Genomic DNA, 25,384 nt, shown 5'->3' with positions numbered 1-25,384 from the left:
AATGAAGAAATGGCTGTTTATGATAGTCTTGCTTCTTATAGTCGCTGGATGTTCAAAAGATAAAGAAGAAAAAGTGGATGCAGAAGAACCAATAATAACAGATGGAAAATCAGAAGAGAATTCACCAGATGAAGAGGTGGTACTTCCTTATGCTGCTCCATTTTCGGGTGAACGTTCAGAAAAGGAATTTACCAATCGCCCCGTGCTTGTTACCGTTAACAATCATCCAAAAGCAAGACCTCAATCAGGCCTTGCAAGTGCGGATATAGTCTATGAAATGGTCGCTGAAGGAAATATCACGAGACTATTAGCTTTATATCAAAGTGAACTGCCGTCACAAATCGGTCCTGTTCGAAGTGCACGGGATTACTTTGTCAATATTGCAAAAGGACTTGACGCATTTTATGTAGCACACGGTTATAGTCCTGATGCCCAGTTGATGTTACGAAATGGTGAAGTTGATCATATAAATGGTATGCAATATGATGGTTCGCTTTTTATTCGTTCAAATGACCGCGTGGCACCTCACAACTCATATATTACCGGTGAACATGTCCTTGAAGGAATGGAAAAAGAGGGAGCACGAACTACCATTGAAAAAATTCCAAGTTTAGACTTTTACAGCTCTGCAAAAGATGTACCACTTAGTGACCTGGCAAGTATTATCGAAGTCCGCTATGGCAGTAGTGAAGACTTTCACCATATGTATTCGTATGATACACTTACTCAACAATACAATCGTACTTCTGGTGGGGAAATAACACTAGATAGCGAGTCACAAGAAGAAATTAGTTTGGCTAATGTAATGTTTTTTGAAGTGGTTCATCAAACGATTGATAATAAAGGACGTCAACAACTCGATTTAACATCGGGTGGAAAAGGCTATTTATTCCAAGCTGGTGTCATGAAAGAAATTGAATGGCAACAACTAAATGGAGTACTTGTCCCCATGGAGAATGGTCAACCTGCAAAACTCGTTCCAGGGAAATCATGGATTCATTTAGTGAAAACCGATCCTGGCCTCGACCAGATGGTTACTTTCACCCCTTAATAACGAAGCAGGCTTGAAAAGGAGGTCAATTATTATGCAGGTAGATAAAATACGTGGTCATCAAACAGATCAATTGTTTAAAGCCATTTTAGAATTAAAAGATTTAGAAGAGGTTTATCGATTTATTGATGATCTATGTACAATTAGCGAAATTCAATCGTTATCTCAACGATTTGAAGTTGCGCATATGTTACGTTTGAAGAAAACGTATGAAACGATTAAAAATGAGACCGGTGCCAGCACAGCAACCATTTCACGTGTACGTCGATGTTTTGATTATGGGAACGATACATATGATGAAATGCTGGGCCGGTTGTATCCAGATGAAAAACCATTTCAATTTCCAAAGTACTGAACAGAGACCAACTCTGTTCAGTTTTTTTTTGTTATACTAGATAGATGTAAAAGTATTACGATAGGTGGGAGCCCATGGAGTATTTACAGTGGCGTCACGTTTTTAAATTAGATCCAGCAAAAGATCTTTCTGAAGAAGCGCTAAAGCGTGTGTGTGAATCTGGAACAGATGCCATTTTAATCGGTGGAACAGATGGAGTAACATTAGAATCAGTAGTCGATTTATTAATAAGAGTAAGACAATATACAGTTCCCGTAGCCCTAGAGATTTCAACAATAGAAAGCGTTACACCTGGTTTTGATTTTTACTTCATTCCTTCTGTGTTAAATAGTTCAAATACTACGTTTGTGAAAGATTTACAAATCGAAGCAATTAAAGAATTCGGCGATTTTATGGACTGGACTGAACTTGTACCCGAGGGTTATTGCATTTTGAATCCAGATTGTAAGGCGGCACATGTAACGGAAGCACAAACCGAACTATCTGTGGATGACGTGATTGCCCATGCCAGATTAGCTGAACACTTTTTTAACATGCCTATTTTTTATTTAGAATATAGCGGTATATATGGTGACCCTGCCATGGTAAGTGCAGCGAAGAAAGTCTTAACAAAGACACGGTTGTTTTACGGTGGGGGGATTACTTCTGCACGACAAGCGTCTGAAATGTCCAAAATAGCTGACACGATTGTAGTAGGTAATCATCTCTATGACAACTTAGCCGAAGCACTTGAAACAGTGAAAGCTGTGCATACCTTGTCACTTTGACAATTAGCTGAAGCAGTTTATAATTAAAGAACTAATGTTCGCAAGAAAAGCGCAAAGCGCCTTGTAGCACGACACCGGTGCTGGAAGAAGCGATGCGAAAGCCTACTTTCGCCTGAGGGTCTGAAGCTTAGGTGCGGGCTGGCGCTTGGAGCTAGACATAGCTTCTCCAAGTTCAATGGTGTAGCTCTAATTAACTTATATTTACTTATATCGTGAAAAAGGACGGTGCACTATGGAAGTACTTGTAAAGAATTTGTTAAGTGGGATGAATCCCGAACAAGAAAGAGCTGTAAAAGCAACAGAAGGACCACTGCTTATCATGGCAGGAGCGGGTTCTGGTAAAACACGCGTATTGACACACAGAATTGCCTATTTAGTCGTTGAAAAAGAAGTGTATCCCTCTAAAATATTAGCCATTACTTTTACGAATAAAGCGGCAAAAGAAATGCGTAACCGTGTGGATGGATTACTTGGGAACGGTACAAGTCAAAGCATGTGGGTATCAACATTCCACTCGATGTGTGTACGTATTTTAAGACGTAATATTGATCGTATCGGCTATTCGAAAAGCTTTTCTATTTTAGATACATCAGAGCAGCTAACCGTGATTAAGCGCATTATAAAAGATCAAAATATTGACTCCAAACAATTTGATGCTCGCTCGATGCTAAACATCATCAGTTCAGCAAAAAATGAGTGCATTGATGCTCAAACATTTGCCAGTCAAGCGAATCAATTCAATCCTTTTGAGAAGACAGCAGCACAAGTATACACGGCTTATGACAAACGTCTTCGTAAAAATCAATCCCTCGACTTTGATGATTTAATCATGACAACTCTAATTCTCTTCAAACGTGTACCAGATGTCTTGGAGTTTTACCAAAATAAATTTCATTATATTCATGTCGATGAGTATCAAGATACAAATAAAGCACAATACGAACTTGTGCAAATGCTAGCAGCTAAATTTAATAATTTATGTGTAGTAGGCGACTCGGATCAATCGATTTATCGCTGGCGTGGAGCAGATATTCAAAACATCATGTCCTTTGAAAAGCATTATCCAAAGGCACAAGTTATCATGTTAGAACAGAATTATCGCTCTACTAAACACATCTTAAAGGCAGCGAACGACGTTATTAAAAACAATACAGGACGTTATCCAAAAGAATTGCGAACAGACAATGGACCTGGTGAATCAATCAATGTTTACAAAGCTTATGACGAACAACAAGAATCACAGTTTGTTGTCAAAACCATTCAAGAATTAATGCAAAAAGATAATCGTAGTCTCGATGACTTCGCAGTTTTATATCGCACGAATGCCCAGTCCCGTGTAATTGAGGAAGTTTTGCTTAAATCGAATATGTCGTACACCATTGTTGGAGGTACGAAGTTCTATGATCGCAAAGAGATTAAAGATTTACTATCGTATTTACGTTTAATTGCCAACAATGAAGATGACTTAGCTCTATCCCGTATTATTAACGAACCAAAACGAAACATTGGAGCAACTTCATTTGACCGAATGGCGCGTTTTGCAATCGAACAGGATCGTTCGATTTTTGATGCCCTACAAGAAGTAGACTTTATGGGCTTGCCTGCTAGAGCTGCTAACGAAGCTGCGAAGTTCCATCAAATGATGGAAGGGTTCATTAAAATGCAGGAGTTTTTATCTGTCACTGAGCTCGTAGAACAAGTGCTAGATAAAACTGGATATCGCAACATGCTAAACAATGAAAAGACTATCGAATCGGAAAGCCGTTTAGAAAATATAGAAGAGTTTTTATCCGTTACGAAAGCCTTTGAAGAACGTAGTGACGATAAAACGCTCGTATCTTTCTTAACTGATTTAGCGCTAATTTCAGATTTGGACAAGTTAGATAATGAAGAAGACGTATCTAAAGGGAAAGTAGTTCTGATGACGATGCACGCAGCAAAAGGATTGGAGTTCCCGGTCGTGTTCATTATCGGCGCAGAGGAAAACGTCTTTCCACATTCACGTTCAATCGGAGATTCGGATGAAATGGAAGAAGAACGTCGTCTTATGTACGTTGGAATTACAAGAGCTGAACAGCGCTTGTATATAACTTGTGCACAAACACGTACCTTGTTCGGTCGAAGTGGTTTTAACAATCCTTCCCGATTTATTGCGGAGATCTCAGAAGATATTTTAGAACATGTTACCTTAAAACAATCAGCAGGGACTGGCCGAAGTAGAACTACCAGCCGTGCAGTTCCAAGCACTACCCGTGCAGCTGTTGCACGTCCAGCATACAAATCTTCAGGCGGAGACAAGCTTGGATGGACAACCGGTGACAAAGCCATTCACAAGAAATGGGGTACTGGAACGGTTGTTAGTGTACGAGGTGAAGGCGAGAACACAGAACTCGATATTGCGTTCCCAAGTCCAACTGGTATTAAGAGGTTACTGGCTAAGTTTGCACCTGTTGAAAAAGCATAATATATGAAATTTAAAAAGTCCGCTCAAAATAGCACGTCGAATCTCTTCGTTGGCTTGCTTTTCCGTTCCTCACGTATTAAGTACAAGAGGAACTTCTGCAATACTTACATCCTGTAAGCATTGCAGAAGCCAGCACATTCTGTGCAAGTGCGGTACTCAAAGGCTACGCCGCCTCGGGGCAATACGAAGTTGGTCACTCAGGTTTTGCCACAAAAGGAATTTTGCGACGAGTAACCGCAGGAGCAGACCTTTTTGCGACGAGTAACCGCAGGAGCAGACCTTTTTGCGACGAGTAACCGCAGGAGCAGACCTTTTTGCGACGAGTAACCGCAGGAGCAGACCTTTTTGCGACGAGTAACCGCAGGAGCAGACCTTTTTGCGACGAGTAACCGCAGGAGCAGACCTTTTTGCGACGAGTAACCGCAGGAGCAGACCTTTTTGCGACGAGTAACCGCAGGAGCAGGGATGTGGCGTTCTTAACCTGAGTTCCAAAACTGGCTCTTTTGATGCTCCTTTTTAAATTTTTATTTAAGTAACGAGCGGAGGAACGTTTCAATGGATAAAGTACAATTAGAAGAACGTGTAAAAGAACTGAACCAACTTTTACATGACACAGGCTATGCTTATTACGTGCTGGATCAACCGCTCGTGTCAGACGCGGTTTACGACCAATATTTGCAGGAACTTATCGCTATTGAAAGTGAATTTCCTGATTTAATCTATCCAGATTCTCCTACTCAACGAGTGGGAGGGACGATACTTCAAGGATTCAATAAAGTAGCACACACCCATCCGATGCTTAGTCTATCAAATGCATTTGGTCGAGAAGATTTAGATGATTTTGATCGACGCATTCGTGCTAGCATTGGGAATGACTTTTCTTATGTATGTGAATTAAAAATAGATGGCTTAGCCATTTCACTGACGTATGAAAATGGAGTCTTTGTGCGCGGTGCCACTCGTGGAGATGGACGCGTAGGGGAAGACATTACCGAAAACTTAAAAACCATTCGTTCGATTCCATTGCGACTTAAGAAGCCGGTCACTATAGAACTTCGCGGAGAGGCCTATATGCCGAAGAAATCATTTATCGCTTTAAATGAATCTAGAGTAGAGAACGAAGAAGAACAGTTCGCGAACCCTCGAAATGCAGCGGCTGGTTCTTTACGTCAACTTGATCCGAAAATTGCTGCAAGTCGCAATTTAGCAATCTTCGTTTACGGTATCGGGGGGGACGGAGAAGCCTATCAGTTAGATAGTCACGCAGAGGCGCTCGATTATTTAGACGAATTAGGCTTTCAAACCAATAAAGAACGAAAAACTTGTCATTCAATAGATGAAGTACAAGCATATATCGAAAAATGGACAGTTAAACGACCAGAACTACCGTATGAAATCGATGGTATTGTCATTAAAGTAAATCGTTACGTTCACCAACAAGACCTAGGATTTACAGCGAAAAGCCCACGATGGGCAACAGCTTATAAATTCCCAGCTGAAGAAGTCGTGACTACATTACTCGATATTGAATTAACGGTAGGGCGTACAGGCGCATTAACGCCAACCGCGATATTGAAACCAGTAAAAGTAGCGGGAACGACAGTTGGTCGTGCTTCTTTGCATAATGAAGATTTAATTCGTGAAAAAGACATTCGCATCGGAGACACAGTCATCATTCGTAAAGCGGGCGACATTATTCCCGAAGTCGTAGCTGTGGTTCTTGAAGCACGTAAAAAAGACTTGCCGGAATATAAGATGCCAACACATTGTCCAGTATGTGAAAGTGAACTAGTACGAATTGAAGGCGAAGTAGCACTGCGATGTGTGAACCCTCAGTGTCCTGCCCAAATTACAGAAGGACTGATTCATTTTGTGTCGCGTAACGCGATGAATATAGACGGTCTTGGAGAAAAAGTAGTTGAGCAATTGTTCCGCGAAGGACTTATTCATGATGTTTCGGATTTATTTACCTTAACGAAAGATCAATTAATTCAACTCGATCGTATGGGTGATAAATCGGCGACGAATTTAGTCGCTGCTATTGAAGTTGCGAAACAAAATTCAATGGAGCGTGTGTTATTTGGATTAGGCATTCGGCATGTAGGCGAAAAAGCTGCCAAAATACTGGCTGAAGAACTTGGTGATATGAAAACACTGGCTCAAGCTACTCCCGACCAACTCATAACCATTCACGAAATTGGTGATAAAATGGCAGATTCAGTTGTTCGTTACTTTGATAATGAAGAAGTGCAAGACTTGATCAAGCGACTGGAAGATCTCGGCGTTAATTTGGCTTACACAGGCAAGAAAGTAGATTTTTCGAATCTCAATCATGTGCTGACTGGTAAAACGGTTGTATTAACTGGGAAATTGGAACAATTGACACGACAAGAAGCAAAAGAGAAAATAGAACTTGTAGGCGGAACCGTCGCCGGAAGTGTCAGTAAAAAAACGGACATTGTCATCGCAGGTGAAGATGCCGGTTCAAAACTTGATAAAGCTCAGACTTTAGGAATTCCAGTATGGGATGAAAACCGTCTAATTGAAGAATTAAACTAGTGAAGGAGTCCTTCCTATAATGAAACGAACTAGCTGGATTCCAGCCATTATTTCTTTAGTGTTAATCGCTGGCTGTGCACCAGACTCAACTAAAGATACGGAAGTTATTAACGATATTGAGAAAGACGAAGAAGTAGCGAAAACCATTATACCAAGCTTGCAAATCTCGAAAGATTATTATCGAACTCTTTTGCCGTATGCACCAAGTAAAAGTAGAGGATTAGTCGTTTCAAATGTGTATTCAAAATATGATATCAAAGAAGTAGAAAGTGGCTTACTGCGTTTGTCTCAACGAACGTTTTCTGCAGATGATTACCTTTTCCAAGAAGGGCAAATGTTAGATACTGACACATTGCGTGCTTGGTTAACACGAAAAGGAGAAGTAGGAAAAGATAAAGATAATAAAGAAAAGAAAGCGGAAGTAGATCTGGGCTTAAATCCCGTACTACCTGGCGGGGAAATCACAGCTGAGTTAGCTAAAACAAACCCGAAATATTTAGCTCATATTGTTGAACAAAATTACATGGTCAAAACGAAAGACAATACGATCAAACTGGGTGGCGTCTCTATTGGGCTAGCCATGAACTCTGTTTATTATTACAAGGTTGGAGATTACGGTCCGTATGAACAACCGATTCCACAAGCGACAATCGAAGAGCAAGGAAAAAAGATGGCCGCTGAAATTATCAAACGGATGCGTGCGATGGAAGGGCTCGAGAATGTACCAATTACGGTTGGACTATTTAAACAAGAAGACCGTAACTCAATTGTGCCAGGTACTTATTTTGCATATAGTGTAGCGGATGAGGGCAAAGCATTAGGAGATTGGAATAAATTAAATGAAGAGTACGTCATTTTTCCTCAACCACCTTCTGAAGTTAAGTATCGTAAAGCCAGTGATTCATTTAAAAACTTTAAACAAGACGTGGAAGAGTATTTCTCGAATTACACAAGCATTATCGGAACAGGTTTCTATCAAGAAGATCAAATTAAAAAATTGACTATTGATATTCCTATCCAGTTTTATGGGTCCGCAGAACTTATTGGTTTTACGCAATATATGACGGGACTTGTTATGGAACATTTCCCTGCATCCCTGGAAGTCGAAGTAAGTGTCACTTCGATAAATGGACCAGAAGCAGTAGTTATTAAAAAAGCAGATGCTAAAGAACCTTATGTCCATATTTACGATTAAAAATGACTCAATCTTGTAATAGAAGTATGAGTGGCAGCTTAAAGCTCAAAACTAGATACAAAATTAAGACAAGAATAGGGATAGCTTCAGTGCTGTCCCTATTCTTTTAATGTGAAAAATGATATGATATTCCGTATGATTGTGAATTCGGAGGTGTAAAAATGGCGAATATATCAAAAGAAGAAGTAAAGCACGTTGCCCATTTAGCTCGACTTTCTATTACAGATGAAGAAGCTGAAAAGTTTGCAGGCCAACTTGCGGGAATTACAAATTTTGCTGAGCAGTTAAATGAACTAGACACAACTAATGTTGTACCTACTACTCATGTCTTACCACTCGTAAATGTTATGCGTGAAGACAAGGCTGTTCCAGGACTTGACCGCGATAAAATGATGAAAAACGTTCGGGAGCAAGAAGACGGACAAGTTAAAGTACCATCAATCTTAGACTGATTTTGACGTAAGGAGGGACAACCCATGACAGTATTTAACCATTCATCCAGTGAACTTCAAGCAATGATACATAACAAAGAAATTTCCATTGCTGATGTAACTGCTGAAGCATATAACCGTATCGAAGCATTAGACGGCGATGTAAAAGCCTTTTTAGCTTTGAATAAAGAACAAGCCTTTAAACAAGCCGAAGAAATGGATCAAGTGCCAGTTTCAGAACGTGGACCTTTATTCGGATTGCCAATTGGTGTAAAAGACAACATTGTTACCGAGGGTTTAGAAACAACAAGTGGTTCTAAAATCTTGCAAGGATTTAACCCGATTTATGATGCAACAGTTGTTCGCAAACTTCGCGAAGCTGGCATGATTACAATTGGTAAATTGAATATGGATGAATTCGCTATGGGTTCATCAACTGAAAACTCAGCTTACAAAATCACTCGTAACCCATGGGATTTAGACCGCGTTCCAGGTGGTTCTTCAGGTGGCTCTGCAGCTTCAGTTGCAGCAGGAGAAGTACCATTTTCATTAGGATCTGATACAGGTGGTTCGATTCGTCAACCTGCATCGTTTTGTGGTGTTGTTGGGATGAAACCTACTTACGGCCGTGTATCTCGTTTTGGATTGGTGGCTTTCGCGTCATCTCTTGATCAAATTGGACCGATTACACGCAATGTAAGAGACAATGCACTTTTACTTGAAGCCATTTCAGGTGTCGATGAGCACGATACAACATCTGCAAACGTAGATGTGCCAAGCTTTGTTGAGTCGCTAACTGGTGACATTAAAGGTCTTCGCATCGGTGTTCCTAAAGAATATTTAGGAGACGGTGTTGGTGAAGCTGCTAAACAATCGGTATTAGACGCGTTAAAAGTATTAGAATCTCTAGGCGCAACGTGGGAAGAAGTATCTCTTCCACACTCTAAATACGGCTTAGCAACTTACTATTTACTATCTTCTTCTGAAGCATCTTCAAACTTAGCTCGTTTTGATGGAATTCGTTACGGTTTCCGTGCAGAAAACGTGGAATCATTGATGGAATTATACAAAGAAACACGTGCCCAAGGTTTTGGAGACGAAGTAAAACGACGTATCATGCTTGGAACATTCGCACTGAGTGCAGGTTCATACGATGCGTACTATAAAAAAGCTCAACAAGTTCGTACATTGATCAAACAAGATTTTGATCAAGTATTTGAAAAATACGATGTCATTATTGGACCTACGACACCAACACCAGCATTTAAAGTGGGCGAGAAAAACGAAGATCCATTAACGATGTATGCAAATGATATTTTAACAATCCCTGTAAACTTAGCGGGTGTACCAGGAATTTCGATTCCATGTGGATTCTCTGAAGGTATGCCACTGGGCTTACAAATTATCGGAAAACACTTTGACGAAGCAACGATTTACCGTGTAGCTCATGCATTTGAGCAAGCAACAAGCTTCCATAAAGAAACTCCTCAACTATGGGAGGGAGCAAACTCATGAACTTTGAAACAGTGATTGGATTAGAAATTCACGTAGAGTTGAAAACAGATTCAAAAATGTTTTCACCAGCACCTAACCATTTTGGTGCAGAACCAAATACAAATACACATGTAATTGACCTTGGTTATCCGGGCGTATTACCGGTTGTTAATAAACGCGCAATTGATTTCGGGATGAAAGCGGCTATGGCCTTAAACTGTGAAATTTCAACACACACGAAATTTGACCGTAAAAACTACTTCTATCCCGACAATCCAAAAGCGTACCAAATTTCTCAATTTGACCAACCAATCGGTGAACACGGTTGGGTTGAAATTGAAGTAGATGGCTACAAGAAACGCATTGGAATTACGCGTTTACACCTAGAAGAAGATGCTGGTAAATTGTCACATACGGATAAAGGCTATTCACTTGTCGATTATAACCGTCAAGGAACGCCATTAATCGAAATCGTGTCAGAACCAGATATCCGTACACCAGCTGAAGCATATGCTTACTTGGAAAAAGTGAAATCGATCATCCAATACACAGGTGTATCAGACTGTAAAATGGAAGAAGGTTCACTTCGTTGTGACGCCAATATTTCATTACGCCCATATGGTCAGGAGCAATTCGGTACAAAAGCTGAATTGAAAAACTTGAACTCATTTAACTATGTACGTCGTGGCCTAGAACATGAACAAGTTCGACAAGCTGAAGTATTACTTGGTGGCGGAGAAATCCTACAAGAAACTCGTCGATTTGATGAATCAACAGGTAAGACATTGTTAATGCGCGTAAAAGAAGGAGCAGACGATTACCGATACTTCCCAGAACCAGACTTAGTTGATTTAGTAATTGACCAAGCATGGATGGATCGTATTCGTGGAGAAATCCCTGAACTTCCAGATGCTCGTAAACAACGCTATGTTGAAGATTTAGGTTTGCCACCTTATGACGCAATGGTCTTAACATTAACGAAAGAAATGTCCGATTTCTTCGAAGCAACGATTGCACTAGGTGCTGATACAAAACTTGCATCAAACTGGATGATGGGTGAAGTTTCTGCCTACCTAAATGTTGATCAAAAAGAATTGCATGACACAAACCTTACTCCTGAAGGATTAGCTGGCATGATCAAGCTAATCAGTGATGGAACGATTTCATCGAAAATCGCGAAAAAAGTATTCAAAGAGCTTGCTGACAATGGTGGAACAGCTGAACAAGTCGTCAAAGATAAAGGCTTAGTTCAAATTTCCGACGAAGGCGCCCTTCGTGACATTGTGACACAAACACTTGATGCGAACCCGCAATCTATCGAAGATTTCAAAAACGGTAAAGACCGTGCGATCGGCTTCCTAGTCGGTCAAATCATGAAAGCAACAAAAGGCCAAGCGAACCCACCGCTTGTAAATAAAATTCTACAAGACGAAATTTCAAAACGATAATAATAGAAAGAAGCGACTCCATTAATTTGGGGTCGCTTTTTTGATTGAAGGAATTGGAGTGAGTTAGTGGACGTGTGTCTCTATTAACCAAGATAAGTTAGCTAATAAGACAGAACTCTTTTGAGCGTTCAAGTGCTGGAATGGAGTCAGTTGGACACCAACTGACTCTTTGCTATTTATGACACTTACTTTACTGTATCTCAAACTTAAATAAGCTTATCCAAACGCTATTCGAATTAAGTAAAGAAGCAATTTTTTACATAAAAGGCATTACTTTGAGTAATAACGAATAGATTTTATAAGGCTGCATTGTGTGAGGAAGAACGTTCGGTAAAAACAATAAGGAAAGGAGTGAAGTGATGAGTTCTAATCAAACAATCGTCAATGTTTTTACTGGGGAGCAGATTACTTTTCTGAAGAGTTCTCAAGAAACAAATGGGAAATATATTCTAATAAAAGTTTATCTACCGCCTCATTCAGAAGGTCCGCCTTTACATTATCATTTGGCATTTGAAGTACTATTTGAAGTAATTGAAGGAGAATTGACTGTTCAAGTCAACAATGAAGTAAATATATTAAGAGAGCATGATCAATTGCTTGTTGATAAGAAAGTGCACCATCGATTCTCTAATGTATCGAATCAACCAGTCACATTTTTTGTAACACTTACACCTGGTTCTCAATTTGAGGAATCAATGCGAATGGGTTATGGCTTGATTGCGGATGGGAAGGCTAATAAAAAAAGCATTCCGAAAAACATTTTTCATTTAGCTATGATGTTAAAAATGCAAAATACAAATTTAGCAGGTGTGCCATTATTTATTCAAAAAGTGGTATTTGGAAATGCAGCGTCTATTGGGCAAAGGTTAGGTATGGACAAATCGCTTAAAAAGTATCAATTAATCATACACAAAAGCCTCTCGAGAATATCGAGAGGCTTTACAATCATCCTGTAAATACTTGATCATATGGATAACGGTAGTTTGCTTTTTTCGGTTTCATTAGGAGGAAGAACAAAGTTAGCGATCCAATCCGTCCTACAAACATGACAATACATAATAAAACTTCACCTAAATCGCTTAGTTGACCAGTAATTCCCATCGACAATCCGACTGTACCAAATGCGGAGACAACCTCGAACGCGAGAGGTAAGAAAGGGATTTTTTCTGTAATGGTCAACATGAAGATAAAGGCCGTCACGAGTAATAAACTAATGGTGGTAATAGCAAGTGAGCGAATTACCGTATCGAGACGAATCGAACGGCCGAACAAATCGGGTTCTCCTCGTTGTCTCAAAAAAGCTATTGTGGCAAGAATGACAACCATAAAGGTTGTTAATTTTATCCCTGAGGCCGTCGAAGCACTCCCTGCACCAATAAACATAAGCATCATAGTAAACAAGAGTGTAGGATCTTCCATCATTCCATAATTGACTGTGTTAAAACCAGCAGTTCGAGGGGTTACACCTTGGAAATAGGCAGTCATTATTTTTTCATATAAAGGCATATTACCAAGAGTATCCGGATTACCGTATTCCAATAAGAAAATCGTGAGAGCCGCAATGATGTTAATGATAATCGTACCGATAATCATCATTTTCGTGTGGAGAGACCATTTTCTAAATGAGTTTTTCTGATAAAGATCGATAACGACGGTGAAACCAAGCCCACCTAAAATAAATAATCCTGATAATATGATATTGACAATGGGATCACCAGAAAACCCAATTAAGTTATCTGGAAATAAAGCAAAGCCCGCATTATTAAAAGCTGAAATGACATGAAAGACACTTAAGTAGAGTGCTTCTGTAAATCCGAATTTCGGAAGCCAATGGAGCGTCATGATGACAATAGCAATAGATTGAACTGTTAATACAAAAGTTAAAATTAATTTTACTAATTTGACGATGCCACCAACGGAGTTTTGATTAAAAGACTCTTGCAGGTAAATCCGATTTTGAAGACCAACTCTCTTTCCTAGCAAAATCAGTAAAGCTATCGCAAATGTCATTAACCCAATCCCGCCACATTGGATAAGAATCATTAAAACGACTTCACCAAATACAGTCAACGTAGTTCCAGGATCAAAAACACTCAGACCAGTCACGGTTGTTGCTGAAGTCGAAACAAACAAGGCATCAGTCCAAGAAATGGGTGTTGTCGTAGCAAAAGGGAGCTTTAAACAAAGGGTTCCTATAAATATTAAAATCAAAAAACTTCCTGCTATTACGAGCGGGGGTGAGATTTTAAAACTTTTCTTTTTAATGTTCCGCATCCAAGCACTTCCTAATTTAAAAGAATCAAAATAATAGCTAACTCTATGCTTCTTTAATTAAACTGTCAACAAGATATTTGATTCATTTGAATGAAGCGAGTAAACTGATTGCAAAGGAGTTGGTTAGTCAATGAAAACTGAACAACAGTATTTTGAGGAAGCGATTTCTCTAAATGAATATATGGACAAAATGGGCACTAATAAAGAAAATAGCAAAGTAATTTATGATCAGTTTCATGTTCCTCAAGACGATGAGTTTATTACGTTATTGAAAGAAAAATCACCACGCATTTTGGGTATTACTGAAGATTGGTGTGGCGATGCGATGTTGAATAACTCAATTATTCGTCGTGTTGCGGAAGCGGCTGATGTAGAAGTTCGAGTAGTTTACCGAGATCAGACGTTAGATTTAATGGATCGCTACTTAACAAATGGAGGGCGTTCAATTCCCGTATATTTATTATTAAATCAGCAAGGTGAAGTCATTTCAAAATGGGGTCCTCGTGCTCCGCAATTACAAGAATACGTCCTAAAACTCCGCCAAGATCTACCGAATTCAGAGGATCCAACATTTAAAGACAAGCAAAAACAATTTATTGAAAAGATTACTGCAGAGTATATTTCAACGCCAGAATACTGGTTATGGGTATATGAAGACATTCGCAAAGAATTTACAGCAGCACTCCAAAAACAATCATAATTGTTCTAACGCTTGCATTCGTATATAATAAAGGAATCAAGCCGAGGCAGTTGTCCGGCTTCTTTTCGTGGGTAATAGATTGCGACGAACTACAGATGCAACTTTTTAATCGCGTATAAGTCCTATTAATTGTTGAAAATGTAAAGCAGGAAGGAAATGTGTGTATGAAACGTGCACGTATTATTTATAATCCTACATCTGGCCGAGAATTATTCAAAAAACACTTGCCAGAAGTATTAGAGAAATTAGAGAAGGCTGGGTACGAAACGTCGTGTCACGCGACGACTTGTGAAGGCGATGCAGTAGAGGCGGCTAAACATGCAGTCGAACGAGGTTTTGATCTAGTAGTAGCAGCAGGTGGCGATGGTACGTTAAACGAAGTCGTTGCAGGAATAAGTGGTTTTGAAAAACGTCCGAAAGTCGGGCTGATTCCAATGGGAACTACGAATGACTTTGCTAGAGCACTGCGCATTCCTCGCGATATTACTAAAGCGGTGAACATAATTATAGCGGAAGAAACCATTCCGGTAGATGTTGGCGTTGTCAACGATCGCTATTTTATTAATATCGCGGGCGGTGGAAAGTTAACCGAATTGACGTATGACGTTCCAAGTAAGTTAAAAACAGTTCTTGGTCAACTTGCGTATTACTTAAAAGGCATCGAAATGTTACCATCAATTCGAGCTTCTCAAGTACGAATCGAGTACGATGATGAAGTATTTGACGATGAGGCCATGATGTTCCTAGTCGGTTTAACCAATTCCGTAGGTGGATTTGAAAAACTTGCACCAAATTCAAGTATTAACGACGGGAAGTTCACCTTGTTAATCTTGAAAAAATGTAACATCGCAGAGTTTATCCGTTTAGCAACACTTGCAATAGGCGGTAATCATTTAGAGGATCCACTGGTGATTTATAAAAAAGCGAGTCACATAAAAGTGACAGCTGACGCTCATGTGCAACTAAATTTAGACGGTGAATACGGTGGTAATGCACCTGCAGTCTTTGAAAATTTACATCGTCATATTGAAGTGTTTGTTCCGATAAATGACATTCGTGAACAAGATCGTCCTTGAATTAACTAATGACCACTACCTTTTTGGGTAGTGGTTTTTGGTTTTTTTGGGGATTCGCGCATAGTCGACAGAGATACGCTCGTAGCCGACAAAAATCCGCGCATGGTCGACAAAGAACCGCGCGTAGCCGACAAAAATCCGCGCATAGTCGACAAAGAACCGCTCATAGAAAAAAACACCCAACCCTCCACAAGGAAATTTAGCTATAAATTAACAACTTATAATCACGAATGAAATGTTCAAAACGGAGCATTCTACATTGCAAGGAGGTGACAGATATGGCTAACAATAATTCTGGAAGTCGTAACAAACTTGAAGTTCCTGGAGCAAAACAAGCTTTAGACCAAATGAAATATGAAATCGCGCAAGAGTTTGGTGTTTCCCTAGGAGCAGATGCTACTTCTCGTGCAAACGGTTCAGTTGGTGGAGAAATTACAAAACGCTTAGTTCAGATGGCTCAACAACAAATTGGCGGGAATACAACAAACAAATAACGAAAATGCAAAGCACTCTGTACAGTAGTGTGTAATTAAAGGTGTTAATCATTCATGAAAAATGAATGTTAATTTTTAATAATAAAGAGCGTTTCCTGGAAATCTGGGAAGCGCTCTTTTCTCGTCACAACAACTTATATAAATAATACTCATTCGTTGGGTTGCCATCGATGATTAATGAATTTACTTTCTCACCTTCCAAGGTGAATCCCATTTTTTTGTAGAGATTAAATGCTTTGTTATTATCTTTAATAACCGTAAGTTCAAGTCTGGACAGTTTGACTTCTTTCGCCCAATCAAATACGTGATTGAATAATTTCGTTGCGATTCCTTGTCCTTGGTACATATCAAGTACGCCTATCACTAAATAAGCACAGTGCTTGTTACGTTGGAATTGGTTGCCGATTGCTGCAATGAATCCCACCAAATTGCCTTCAACTTCTGCAACAAAGATGATGTTATTCTTTTTAGATAAAATTGTTTCTATCGATTTTGTCTGCTGTTCAAGAGTTGTTTTTCTCTCACCGGGTTCATGTAACATAAAGTTCGACTCATCTAGTTTTTTGCTAAGTGCTAAATGTTGTTCTGCATCCCTTACTTCAATGGGTCTGATATTCAATTTACTTCCTCCTTGAATCTACATCATTTTCAATGCTTCACCTTGTTCACCTGAAAGTTCAGGTAACGTCTTTATTGGTTCGAAGCGAAATTTGAATGTCAAACCGTTATCTAGACCATTACTTACGACATTGTGTTCCCAGTTCACTTGTTCACCAGCGTAATTCAAGTGGAAGAAATTACGCTCATGGACCGTATCTTTTCCTTGTGGATAGTAGTTATATTTATGAATTTTGCCCATAAAATACAGAGCATCTCGAACGAGACCAGTTTCTTCATTAATTTCTCGGTAAAGAGCATCAATTAATAGTTCATCTTCTTCGATGGTGCCAGCTGGAACTTGCAAGCCAGCTTCAGGAAAGTCTTTGTGTTCAAAAACAAGCAATTCTAAATTAGGTTCTTGTCCTTTTGTAATATAGGCAAGGACTTTCCGCTTTATTTTCAATTTATGCACCTCTATCATTTAAGTATGATTAATTAGAATACAAAATAATCCAAACTTTCGCAATATTAATTTGTGATGGTTTTCACATTTCCTTCACAAGTGCGTGACAAAATGGATACATCCAGTTATTTTAAAGAAGTTCAAATGGGGTATGATAGGAAGTAAGGGTGGTGACTACATGTATAAAAATCATGAGAGAAAATTGATGTGGGTTGTATTTATAGTTGCAGCCATTATGATGTTGTCAATACTAGGTCGGATTTTCGGTAGTTAATAGGAGGGTAATCAGATGGGAAATGAAGAAGCGGTATTCTTTAGTCGCATTTTAACAGAATTGACACTATCGTTTCATATTCTTTATGCCACGATTGGTGTAGGTGTTCCGCTCATGATCATGATTGCTCAGTGGGTCGGAATTAAGAAAAATGATGAACATTATATATTACTTGCAAGACGCTGGGCTCGTGGTTTTGTAATCACAGTTGCCGTCGGAGTCGTAACAGGGACAGCCATCGGACTCCAACTATCTTTATTGTGGCCGAACTTTATGGAACTAGCGGGTAATGTTATTGCTTTACCACTCTTTATGGAAACGTTCGCTTTTTTCTTTGAAGCTATTTTCTTAGGAATTTATTTATACACTTGGGATCGTTTTGAAAATCAGAAAAAGCATTTATTAATCCTTATTCCCGTTGCGATTGGGGCATCTTTCTCAGCCGTATTCATTACAATCGTAAATTCGTTTATGAACGCGCCACAAGGATTTGATTTAGTAAATGGGGAATTAATCAACATTAACCCACTACTAGCAATGTTTAACCCAGCAATGCCTACTAAGGTTGCTCATGTTGTAGCAACCGCATACATGACGTCAGCATTCGTATTAGCATCAATTGCTGCTTACCGATTGTTAAAAGGTTCAAATCATATCTATCACAAAAAAGCATTATTCTTAACGTTAAAACTAGGGCTGATTTTCTCTATAGCAACTGCTATTATCGGGGACTTTTCCGGAAAATATTTAGCAGAATACCAACCTGAAAAATTAGCTGCCGCTGAATGGCATTTTGAAACAGAAGAAAATGCATCACTGGTTATGTATGGTGTTTTAGACGATGGTGAAGTGAAGTATGCAATTAAAATTCCATATGCACTCAGTGTGTTGGCACATGGTAATCCATTTGCCGAAGTTCAGGGTCTTGATCAATTCCCTGAAGATGAAGTACCACCACTTTATATTCACTACTTATTTGACTTAATGGTAACAATTGGGATATCGCTGACAGGATTATCGGCGTTATATGTCTTGGCAACTTGGAGAAGATGGTCGTTCGTTCAGACCAAATGGTTCCGCTGGATACTTGTTGCAGGTGGTCCTCTTGCTTTGCTCGCAATCGAAGCAGGTTGGTGGTTCGCAGAAGTAGGTCGCCAACCTTGGGTGTTGAGAGGCATTATGCGTACTGAAGATGCTGCAACCACAAGTGGTCAAGTAGATCTTATGCTCGCATTATTCGCAGGTCTTTATTTAATCCTTGGAATCGGAAGTATTGTCGTACTTAGACGTATGTTTAAAAAGAATCCAGTTGAACAAGAAATTGAAGATCGACGTAAAGAACAGGACGGTGACATTACATGACACTGACACTCGAAATTATCGGAATTTCCGTCTTATGGATGTTTTTATTCGGTTATGTTATCGTGGCATCGATTGACTTTGGTGCAGGATTTTTCAATGCGTACAACACATTAACAAGACGTGAACATATTTTAACGAATATTATAGAACGCTATTTATCACCTGTGTGGGAAGTAACTAATGTGTTTCTAGTGTTCTTCTTCGTTGGTGTTATCGGATTCTTCCCGAAAACTGCCTTCTATTATGGAACGACACTATTGGTACCAGCAAGTATAGCGATTGTCTTACTAGCAATACGCGGTTCGTATTATGCGTTTGCTATGTATGGTTCATATGGACACAAAGGTTATACGTTCATGTACGGGATATCAGGTTTATTTATCCCAGCATCACTTTCCGTCGTACTGACGATTTCTGAAGGTGGATTTATTTCCATGGTAAATGGAAATCCTGTCTTAGATTACTTCGGATTATTTACGAGTCCATTAACTTGGAGTATTGTCGTATTGAGTATAACCGCATTGTTGTATATCTCGGCAGTATTTTTAACGTGGTATGCCAATAAAGCGGGAGATTCATCTGCGACGGATCTACTACGGAAATATGCACTCATCTGGTCTTTACCAACGATGATAACAGCAGGAGGCATCATTTTCGAATTGCGCAGTCATAACCCTGAACACTATGCGCGCATCCTGGATTTATGGTGGGTATTCGGATTGTCCTTCTTGCTGTTTGTCGGAACAGTATGGCTCATTTGGAAACGCAAAAACTATGGTCTAGCATTTGGCTTATTAACTGGTCAGTTTGCCTTAGCATTCTTCGGTTACGGGGTTTCACATTACCCGTACTTGTTGTATCCATATTTAACGATTTACGATAGCTTTACCAACGAAGCGATGGCGATTGCATTAATTGTTGCGTTTATTGCCGGTTTAGGATTATTGCTTCCTTCGTTGTATCTATTGTTGAGACTATTCTTATTCAACAAAGACTACGTTCGTGGAAACAAGGATTACCATGCCTAAAGGAGGCCAATCACATGACTGAGTTCTTAATGTTTTACGCACCATTTATCGTTTTAATTGTCTCGATTATCACAGCATTTTGGTTCGCTCCTAAAGACGGACCTTTACGGGAAAAAGAATAAATCAAAACGCTTGGATAAGATTTATTTAACCCGTACAGTTGAGTGGTAAAAAGTTTAAATAACTCGACAGATGCATTACAAATAACGTCATATTAACGTACAAATTAGCATTGCTTTTAGCAATGCTTTTTTACGTTTAACAAAATATTATTTCTAATAATAAAAGGTAGTACATCAATAATATGGTAATGTAATGATGGATGTAGTGTCTAAGTTTGTGCTATTGTTATTCAACTAAAGAGGCAGGTTAGTTAAAGAAGCAGGTGATTTTTGAAGGATGTAGAAGTAGTTATTGTATCGGGAACTTTTCAACATACGAAGCATATCTCTCTTTGGATTTGAAATAGCGGTAGGAAAGACCTTGGCTAATACCGGCCTCAGCAGCAATCATACTCATTTTTGTCCCGATGATTCCTCGGTGTGCAAATACTTTAAGGGCTGCATTTTTAATCTGTTCTCTGCGCTCATCATGAATGTTATTAGGTTGAGGTTCATTTAATTGCGTCAACGTTTGTTCACTCTCCAATTTTCAGGTAATTTAGGACTACTCTTTATCGATCGTGTACGAGCACTGGATCTGTTCCTTGCTTACTTCCCACAAGCGCTTTGCCGCGTCCATGTTCTGAGCGGGCACAGATGGGATTGTAATTTGCATGTCGGTGTAGTAACGGCCATTGTGACTGGTAATTTCGTCTGAGTCCGCCAACCATACCAAAGTTTCGGCACCTTTCTCAGGGCTTCGGGAGAACAAATTCATCACGGACATGGTCAACCGGGCCAACAGTCCGTTGTTCTGGTTAAAGTTCGTGGAAACTAGACCAGGATCGAAGCAGTGAGCTGTGACTCCTGTTCCCTCCAGTCGCCCCGCCAATTCAGAGGTGAACAAGATGTTGGCGAGCTTGGTCTCCGCGTAGCGAAATGTAGGGCCGCCAACGAACTTTTTGGCGAAGCTATAGAGACGCTCGGCGCTGAGATCATCAAAATCAATCCCCTTCTTGGCCATCTTGTGACCGTGGGATGCGGTTGTGATAACTCGGGATTGCTCATTTTCCTTTAGCCGGTCAAGGAGCAGTGTCGTAAGCAGGTAGGGAGCTAGATGGTTGACCGCCCATGTCATCTCCAAGCCGTCTGCAGTTAGTTGTCGCGTTTCGAACAAGGCACCGGCATTGTTGATTAGGACATCCACTTTCGGGCATCTAGCCAGAATGTCGGCAGCAACTTGACGTACGGACTGCTGAGAAGCCATGTCAGCTAGGAACACATCCACTGTGGTTCCATTCCCGGTTAATGCCTTGATTTGATTTACTACTTCATTCGCTTTGGTCTGATTACGCGCGACGATTCCCAGATTTGCGCCTCGAATCGCGAGCTCTTTGGCTGTGGCAAGCCCAATGCCGCTGGTGGCCCCGGTAATTACCACGTACTTTCCTTTCACTGTCCACTTATTCGTAATTATACTCTCCATTGCTATTAAACCTCTATTCTTAAAATATAATGAATTGCTTTTCACTTTATGAAAATCCACGCCAACTTATCAAACTAGCGGGATTAACACTCCGTGAAAACTCGTCTCGTCAACATAAGGGACAAAAATATATCTCGAAACGAGGACGAAAGAAACTCAGATATATACTTTTCAAAGTAATGGTTCCACTCATTCGTCATAACACAGCGTTTAAACAGCTTCATGAATACTACGCAACACGCCAACAGAATCCCTTACGAAGGAAGCAATCGATGGTAGTGCTCTGTGGTAAATTACTGAAAATATTACATGGTATTTGCAAAAAGAAAGTCCGTTTTAACGAACAATACATGATGAAGGATCTCCACTGTCTCGCAGAGACAGCGTAAACATTTCTTATCATCGAGACCTATAACAGAAGGATGACTCGGAGAAGCCAGCAACATAACTAAACTAAGACCTGCCTTATGAATAGACCGAACGAAGGAATGTCAGCACACCGACGCCAAGAGACATGGGAGGGTACGTCTTCTTAAGCATCGCAGAGATCCATTGTGCATCACATAGTGGATAAAAAAGCTAATGATTTCCATTAGTTTTAGCGAAGCGTAAGCTGTATTTGGTAATAAAAACGAGAAATTCAAGACTCTGTTTATAAACTATTTCAAAAAATATTTACTCAACATCACAAAGTGGTGCAAACCGTTGATACATCAATTTTTATAGAGGCAGGTTAATGAAATATTTAATACTACTTTGAATGGATTATATCGCGAAAATGTGTATTCATTTTAAGCCTATTACAAAAGAAAAAGCCTTCAGGTTTTTAATTACCAAAAGGCTTTTTGGATTTTAGTAAAGGGTAGGAGTAGGATAACAGGCAACAGCATCTATAAATCTTGGGTCAATTCCGTAGAATTGCCAGAAGGAACCGTTCCATCTATATCCAGATACTTCACCATATTCCACGCGAGTTGGGTAAAACCAGAATTGGTCCCCATTTATAAGCCATACATAAGTGTTTTGATATACACAGTCAATTATATAGGATACAGAAGGTTTTGTTGGTATGAGAGGTGGGGGAGGGGAAGTTGGTGCCATTGTTCCCTCGGGCTGAAAAAATCCTATGTTATTTCACTCCTTTAAGTTAGGGTCTAAATATTATATGTTGAAAAGAAGTAAAAGGATTATTTAACTGGACTATCAAAACTAAACATTGTGAAGTAATGTACTTAAACTAACGGGTGCTTTAGTTGAAGAACGATGGGTGTCGGCCTCAATGTTTTTGAAGTAAGAAAGGGTAAAGATAATGGATTTCTCGCAGTTGTGGGGAGCTCAAACGTTCTTCAATTTAGCTTGTTTCTACAACACGATTACACTTCCATTTCATCCACTGGCTAGTCATTCTCATATATCCGATTCAAACCACCTGTGATATGATGACAGAATAATAAAGTGTGATTTTAATCAAGGGGTGTTTAATATGTATCAAGAGACACATAAGATCGATTTAGTGCAAACGGTTTTAAAAAACTGGAAAGGCTTTTTCATCCCATATGAGATGGCATTATATGAGTTGAAGAGTGATTTCAATATTATTGATCTTGAATGGAAATCGAAACACGGATACTCTCCCATCGAGCATATGAAAACACGCTTGAAAACTATTATGTCATTGGTTGAGAAGATTGAAAATAAAGAAATTCCGCTGACTCAAGAATCTATTAAACAAGAAATACGAGATATTGTCGGAGTACGAATTGTCACTAGCTTTATTGATGATGTATATTTGCTGAAGGAACATATCGAGCAGCGTGAAGATATTCGCATGATTAGAGTAAAAGACTATATTAAAGAACCTAAAAAGAGTGGCTACAAAAGCCTTCATCTTGTTGTAGAAACGCAAGTCATCTTATCTAATGAAGTGATATGGGTTCCCGCAGAAATCCAAATCCGAACATCCGCTATGGATTTTTGGGCATCAACAGAACATAAACTCAACTATAAATATCAAGGTGAATCGATACCGGAAGAAGCTCAAAAACAATTAATTGAGCTATCCAATGCTTCCTCGTTACTGGACAAAGAAATGTCTAAATTAAGAATTCAACTACTATCTAGTGAAACAGATTCAAATGGATAAATAATGAAAACAGAGACAATAAATGGCAAGCTAAGTAAAAAAGAGTAGGTTGGATATTTTCCAAACCTACTCTTTTTTTGCTAACTGTTAGAGAACCATTAGAGACATGTAGTTTTTTAGTTCTTGAGAAAAGAGATTCATTTCTTATGAAATAGAAAAAGTCATGGAAACGCTGTTCTTTCTATAAATTCCACAGAAATAATAACATTTTCTTCTCTTCGTCGTTTTTCAACTTCATGTAGTATAATGAATGATAAAAAAAGTCAGATAACTAGGGTGGGGTGCTTTATGTCTATAGGGAAAATCATTTATTATCACCGCAAGAAGCAGCATAAGACACAGGAACAGCTTTGCCACGGGATTTGTTCTGTTAGTCACCTGAGTAGAATCGAAAACAATTTCAAAGAAGCAAATACAAAAACGTTACAATTGCTATGTGAGAGATTGCATATATCCATTGAGGAAGAAAATAAAAAAACACAGCTTCTAAAACGACAGCTAGAACTTTTTTATGATGCTATGGAACGGCTTCAAAAAGAGAAAGCGGCAGCATTATATAAAGAGCTATTGGAGCATAAAGAATATGTCCAATGCACGGAGATGATCTATTTATATGAACTATATATGCTTCGTTACTTATTATTCTTGGATCGATTTTCAGAATTTGAAGAAGTATCATCGAAAATGAAAAAGGATGTAGCAAAGTATTCTTCATTTGAGGCGTATGTATGGGATTTCCTTCAAGCCATTTATTATGGTCACAAACAACAATACGTACAATCGCTCGAGATTTTGAATCGTTTAGAAGACAAAGCAGTACAATATAGTGAAAAAATCACTGATTATTATTACTATAGAGCGGCAACGCATGGCCTTTTGTATCAGTATTCTTTGTCTCTTCATTATGCAAACAAGGCATTGCGCGTTTTGCAAGATACGAACAATATATTACGTATTGTACATGTAAAAATCATTATAGCCGTTAATTTAATATACATCGGTAAATTTGAGCGAGCGGATCAAATGCTCGTTCTCGTCTTAAGTGACGCTGAATTACTGCGGAATACAGACATGAAAGCAATCGCTCTTCATAACCTAGGATTCTTGTATCACAGACAAGGAAATTTTCAAAAGATGCTCGAATATTTCTCTAAATCCCTTGATTTAAAGCAAAAATATACACTCTCCTATTATGTGACCGTCTCAAGTTTCGCAGAAGCGCTTACCGAATTTAATGAACATGAAAAGGCGGCCGCGCTGTTAAAACAAGAATTGGATTCCTTCCAAGACCGAAAATCACCAATGTATGTAGAACAAAAAATACTTTATCTTGAAGCCCTGGGAGATAAAAAGACGCTTGTCCAATATTTAATTAAGCATGGGCTGCCGACACTCGAACGGCGTATGCATTTCAGAAGAGCGATAAAATATTTAGATATGATAACAGCGTATTATAAGGAAAAAAAAGATCTGACTTCCGTTAATCATTATCTTCTAGCATCCAATCGGATTCTTAAAAATGCGCTTCATAATATTGGGAATCCTGTGACGCTTGAGAACTTGAGGTTATTAGAGAAGTAATGAGTATTTTAATAGATGAAAAGGACAATTGTGAACCA

Annotated in this window: 22 protein-coding genes and 2 pseudogenes; 19 read left to right on the top strand and 5 right to left on the bottom strand. The window is 39.2% G+C overall.

Going from position 1 to position 25,384, the window contains the following annotated elements:
• Position 1 precedes the first annotated feature (1 nt).
• From C8K15_RS14535 to C8K15_RS14490, 10 genes are all read left to right on the top strand, one after another.
• Positions 2-1,051, top strand: a complete 1,050-nt coding sequence (locus C8K15_RS14535; RefSeq protein WP_108587106.1) for a DUF3048 domain-containing protein — start codon at positions 2-4, stop codon at positions 1,049-1,051.
• Between the two features lie 34 nt (positions 1,052-1,085).
• Positions 1,086-1,406, top strand: a complete 321-nt coding sequence (locus C8K15_RS14530) for a YerC/YecD family TrpR-related protein (RefSeq protein ID WP_024533631.1) — start codon at positions 1,086-1,088, stop codon at positions 1,404-1,406.
• 74 nt (positions 1,407-1,480) lie between these two features.
• Positions 1,481-2,173, top strand: coding sequence for a heptaprenylglyceryl phosphate synthase (pcrB, locus tag C8K15_RS14525; RefSeq protein ID WP_108587105.1), 693 nt, complete (start codon positions 1,481-1,483; stop codon positions 2,171-2,173).
• A gap of 232 nt (positions 2,174-2,405) precedes the next feature.
• Positions 2,406-4,637: a DNA helicase PcrA gene (gene pcrA / locus C8K15_RS14520; RefSeq protein WP_108587104.1), complete on the top strand. Its 2,232-nt coding sequence runs from the start codon at positions 2,406-2,408 to the stop codon at positions 4,635-4,637.
• Between the two features lie 555 nt (positions 4,638-5,192).
• Positions 5,193-7,196, top strand: coding sequence for an NAD-dependent DNA ligase LigA (gene ligA, locus C8K15_RS14515; RefSeq protein WP_108587103.1), 2,004 nt, complete (start codon positions 5,193-5,195; stop codon positions 7,194-7,196).
• A 19-nt stretch (positions 7,197-7,215) separates the two neighbouring features.
• A complete protein-coding gene (locus C8K15_RS14510) occupies positions 7,216-8,391 on the top strand; it encodes a CamS family sex pheromone protein (RefSeq protein WP_108587102.1) in 1,176 nt (391 codons plus the stop codon).
• Positions 8,392-8,552: 161 nt separating this feature from the next.
• Positions 8,553-8,843 (top strand): Asp-tRNA(Asn)/Glu-tRNA(Gln) amidotransferase subunit GatC, encoded by a 291-nt coding sequence (gene gatC, locus C8K15_RS14505; RefSeq protein WP_108587101.1) that lies wholly within the window; start codon positions 8,553-8,555, stop codon positions 8,841-8,843.
• 24 nt (positions 8,844-8,867) lie between these two features.
• Complete coding sequence (gene gatA / locus C8K15_RS14500) at positions 8,868-10,337, top strand: Asp-tRNA(Asn)/Glu-tRNA(Gln) amidotransferase subunit GatA (RefSeq protein ID WP_108587100.1); 1,470 nt, start codon at positions 8,868-8,870, stop codon at positions 10,335-10,337.
• Positions 10,334-11,764 carry an Asp-tRNA(Asn)/Glu-tRNA(Gln) amidotransferase subunit GatB gene (gatB, locus tag C8K15_RS14495; RefSeq protein WP_108587099.1) on the top strand — a complete coding sequence of 477 codons (1,431 nt, stop codon included), beginning with the start codon at positions 10,334-10,336 and terminating at the stop codon, positions 11,762-11,764. The genes gatA and gatB overlap by 4 nt, the downstream gene beginning before the upstream one ends.
• Before the next feature lie 359 nt (positions 11,765-12,123).
• On the top strand, positions 12,124-12,720 hold the full coding sequence (locus tag C8K15_RS14490) for a cupin domain-containing protein (RefSeq protein ID WP_108587098.1): 597 nt from the start codon (positions 12,124-12,126) through the stop codon (positions 12,718-12,720).
• Here the strand turns inward: C8K15_RS14490 and C8K15_RS14485 are convergent.
• Complete coding sequence (locus C8K15_RS14485) at positions 12,710-14,038, bottom strand: TrkH family potassium uptake protein (protein ID WP_108587097.1); 1,329 nt, start codon at positions 14,036-14,038, stop codon at positions 12,710-12,712. The genes C8K15_RS14490 and C8K15_RS14485 overlap by 11 nt on opposite strands.
• 130 nt (positions 14,039-14,168) lie before the next feature.
• Between C8K15_RS14485 and C8K15_RS14480 the strand changes: the two genes are divergently transcribed.
• From C8K15_RS14480 to C8K15_RS14470, 3 genes are all read left to right on the top strand, one after another.
• Entirely contained in the window at positions 14,169-14,738 is a 570-nt protein-coding gene (locus C8K15_RS14480; protein WP_108587096.1) for a thioredoxin family protein, read from the top strand.
• Between the two features lie 164 nt (positions 14,739-14,902).
• Entirely contained in the window at positions 14,903-15,814 is a 912-nt protein-coding gene (locus C8K15_RS14475; RefSeq protein WP_108587095.1) for a diacylglycerol kinase, read from the top strand.
• Positions 15,815-16,092: 278 nt separating this feature from the next.
• The gene (locus C8K15_RS14470) at positions 16,093-16,308 is read left to right on the top strand and encodes an alpha/beta-type small acid-soluble spore protein (RefSeq protein WP_108587094.1); all 216 of its coding nucleotides are present in this window, start codon (positions 16,093-16,095) and stop codon (positions 16,306-16,308) included.
• A gap of 124 nt (positions 16,309-16,432) precedes the next feature.
• On the opposite strand, the gene C8K15_RS14465 is transcribed toward C8K15_RS14470, so the two are convergent.
• Positions 16,433-16,927, bottom strand: coding sequence for a GNAT family N-acetyltransferase (locus C8K15_RS14465; RefSeq protein WP_108587093.1), 495 nt, complete (start codon positions 16,925-16,927; stop codon positions 16,433-16,435).
• An 18-nt stretch (positions 16,928-16,945) separates the two neighbouring features.
• Positions 16,946-17,380: an NUDIX hydrolase gene (locus C8K15_RS14460; RefSeq protein ID WP_369973760.1), complete on the bottom strand. Its 435-nt coding sequence runs from the start codon at positions 17,378-17,380 to the stop codon at positions 16,946-16,948.
• Between the two features lie 280 nt (positions 17,381-17,660).
• Between C8K15_RS14460 and C8K15_RS14455 the strand changes: the two genes are divergently transcribed.
• The 3 genes from C8K15_RS14455 to cydS are packed head-to-tail and all read left to right on the top strand — an operon-like array spanning position 17,661 to position 20,157.
• Positions 17,661-19,007 (top strand): cytochrome ubiquinol oxidase subunit I, encoded by a 1,347-nt coding sequence (locus C8K15_RS14455; protein WP_108587091.1) that lies wholly within the window; start codon positions 17,661-17,663, stop codon positions 19,005-19,007.
• Positions 19,008-19,009: 2 nt separating this feature from the next.
• A complete protein-coding gene (locus C8K15_RS14450) occupies positions 19,010-20,035 on the top strand; it encodes a cytochrome d ubiquinol oxidase subunit II (protein WP_108587127.1) in 1,026 nt (341 codons plus the stop codon).
• A 14-nt stretch (positions 20,036-20,049) separates the two neighbouring features.
• Positions 20,050-20,157, top strand: a complete 108-nt coding sequence (cydS, locus tag C8K15_RS21525) for a cytochrome bd oxidase small subunit CydS family protein (RefSeq protein WP_477536305.1) — start codon at positions 20,050-20,052, stop codon at positions 20,155-20,157.
• 328 nt (positions 20,158-20,485) lie between these two features.
• On the opposite strand, the pseudogene C8K15_RS14445 reads toward cydS, so the two are convergent.
• Together C8K15_RS14445 and C8K15_RS14440 are read right to left on the bottom strand one after the other, a co-directional pair.
• A pseudogene (locus C8K15_RS14445) lies at positions 20,486-20,665 on the bottom strand (TetR/AcrR family transcriptional regulator); the annotation flags it as partial.
• Between the two features lie 36 nt (positions 20,666-20,701).
• A complete protein-coding gene (locus tag C8K15_RS14440; protein ID WP_108587089.1) occupies positions 20,702-21,622 on the bottom strand; it encodes an SDR family oxidoreductase in 921 nt (306 codons plus the stop codon).
• A 38-nt stretch (positions 21,623-21,660) separates the two neighbouring features.
• Between C8K15_RS14440 and C8K15_RS14435 the strand changes: the two are divergent.
• The 3 genes and pseudogenes from C8K15_RS14435 to C8K15_RS14420 form a co-directional block, all read left to right on the top strand.
• Positions 21,661-22,011: pseudogene (locus tag C8K15_RS14435) on the top strand (transposase); the annotation flags it as partial.
• Between the two features lie 1,094 nt (positions 22,012-23,105).
• Positions 23,106-23,765, top strand: coding sequence for a GTP pyrophosphokinase (locus tag C8K15_RS14425; protein ID WP_108587087.1), 660 nt, complete (start codon positions 23,106-23,108; stop codon positions 23,763-23,765).
• Positions 23,766-24,053: 288 nt separating this feature from the next.
• Positions 24,054-25,346, top strand: coding sequence for a helix-turn-helix transcriptional regulator (locus C8K15_RS14420; protein WP_158268329.1), 1,293 nt, complete (start codon positions 24,054-24,056; stop codon positions 25,344-25,346).
• Positions 25,347-25,384: the final 38 nt, after the last annotated feature.

Source organism: Paenisporosarcina sp. OV554 (assembly GCF_003058165.1).
GTDB lineage: Bacteria > Bacillota > Bacilli > Bacillales_A > Planococcaceae > Paenisporosarcina.
The sequence above is the reverse complement of the archived record's forward strand: the minus strand, read 5'-3'. Positions and strand labels throughout refer to the sequence as shown.

Coding starts and splice junctions, on each gene's coding strand:
- C8K15_RS14535 (WP_108587106.1), top strand. CDS start 2: ATGAAGAAATGGCTGTTTATGATAGTCTTGCTTCTTATAGTCGCTGGA.
- pcrA (WP_108587104.1), top strand. CDS start 2,406: ATGGAAGTACTTGTAAAGAATTTGTTAAGTGGGATGAATCCCGAACAA.
- C8K15_RS14420 (WP_158268329.1), top strand. CDS start 24,054: ATGTCTATAGGGAAAATCATTTATTATCACCGCAAGAAGCAGCATAAG.
- gatC (WP_108587101.1), top strand. CDS start 8,553: ATGGCGAATATATCAAAAGAAGAAGTAAAGCACGTTGCCCATTTAGCT.
- pcrB (WP_108587105.1), top strand. CDS start 1,481: ATGGAGTATTTACAGTGGCGTCACGTTTTTAAATTAGATCCAGCAAAA.
- C8K15_RS14485 (WP_108587097.1), bottom strand. CDS start 14,038: ATGCGGAACATTAAAAAGAAAAGTTTTAAAATCTCACCCCCGCTCGTA.
- C8K15_RS14510 (WP_108587102.1), top strand. CDS start 7,216: ATGAAACGAACTAGCTGGATTCCAGCCATTATTTCTTTAGTGTTAATC.
- C8K15_RS14480 (WP_108587096.1), top strand. CDS start 14,169: ATGAAAACTGAACAACAGTATTTTGAGGAAGCGATTTCTCTAAATGAA.
- C8K15_RS14475 (WP_108587095.1), top strand. CDS start 14,903: ATGAAACGTGCACGTATTATTTATAATCCTACATCTGGCCGAGAATTA.
- C8K15_RS14490 (WP_108587098.1), top strand. CDS start 12,124: ATGAGTTCTAATCAAACAATCGTCAATGTTTTTACTGGGGAGCAGATT.
- C8K15_RS14425 (WP_108587087.1), top strand. CDS start 23,106: ATGTATCAAGAGACACATAAGATCGATTTAGTGCAAACGGTTTTAAAA.
- C8K15_RS14530 (WP_024533631.1), top strand. CDS start 1,086: ATGCAGGTAGATAAAATACGTGGTCATCAAACAGATCAATTGTTTAAA.
- C8K15_RS14440 (WP_108587089.1), bottom strand. CDS start 21,622: ATGGAGAGTATAATTACGAATAAGTGGACAGTGAAAGGAAAGTACGTG.
- C8K15_RS14455 (WP_108587091.1), top strand. CDS start 17,661: ATGGGAAATGAAGAAGCGGTATTCTTTAGTCGCATTTTAACAGAATTG.
- gatB (WP_108587099.1), top strand. CDS start 10,334: ATGAACTTTGAAACAGTGATTGGATTAGAAATTCACGTAGAGTTGAAA.
- ligA (WP_108587103.1), top strand. CDS start 5,193: ATGGATAAAGTACAATTAGAAGAACGTGTAAAAGAACTGAACCAACTT.
- cydS (WP_477536305.1), top strand. CDS start 20,050: ATGACTGAGTTCTTAATGTTTTACGCACCATTTATCGTTTTAATTGTC.
- C8K15_RS14470 (WP_108587094.1), top strand. CDS start 16,093: ATGGCTAACAATAATTCTGGAAGTCGTAACAAACTTGAAGTTCCTGGA.
- gatA (WP_108587100.1), top strand. CDS start 8,868: ATGACAGTATTTAACCATTCATCCAGTGAACTTCAAGCAATGATACAT.